Origin of the sequence: Gluconobacter sp. P1D12_c (genome assembly GCF_018812105.1) — a bacterium.
GTDB lineage: Bacteria > Pseudomonadota > Alphaproteobacteria > Acetobacterales > Acetobacteraceae > Gluconobacter > Gluconobacter oxydans_A.
On sequence record NZ_JACSIQ010000191.1, the window covers coordinates 1 to 589 of the forward strand.

A 589-nucleotide genomic window follows, 5' to 3' on the forward strand; every position below is an offset into this window, starting at 1 on the left:
TAGCTATTGCTCTGGCTGATGGTCGTGCTGTTGCAAAGCGTGTTGATGCTGCAAAAGCTAAGGCTGAAAAGTTTGAGAAGGCTGGCACGTTGGTTGGTGCTGTTTCTTCTGCTGTTGCTGGTGGTGTTGTTCAGGTTTCTGAGTCATTCACGAAAAGCCGTTTTGATGATGGTGCGAAGTCTCGTGAAAATGAAATTCATTTATTGAAGAATCAAAATGAGAAGTTGAAAGCGAGTAATTCATCACTAAAAACAAAAATTCACAAAAGTAATGAATCACGAAAATCACTATTGAACGAATTGAAAAGCGAACGCGAAAAAAGTTTTGATAAGGGCAAGCCGTTCAGAGATTTACAGAAGAAGAATGAACAGCTTGAAACTTATCTTGGTTTAGTTTTTGATTCTTTGGATTCGCATGGAATTAATCCTGTTCCGTTCATTAAGACTGTCTACACGTTGGATGATTTAATGCGTGATTGCGATAGGATTGCGAAGGAGTGGCTTGAGTCATTCCAGGCGACGTGGGAACCTAAGGCGAAGCCTCAAAAGGGTTCTGATCGCTCTATTGCCTAGAGCGACGACCCCGAAGG

1 protein-coding gene is annotated in these 589 nt (G+C 41.9%); it reads left to right on the forward strand.

Annotation, left to right across the window (positions count from 1 at the left end; translation table 11 throughout):
* A partial coding sequence (locus KP705_RS16275) for a hypothetical protein (protein WP_215764997.1) occupies positions 1 to 572 on the forward strand: 572 nt, incomplete at its 5' end.
* Positions 573 to 589 lie beyond the last annotated feature (17 nt).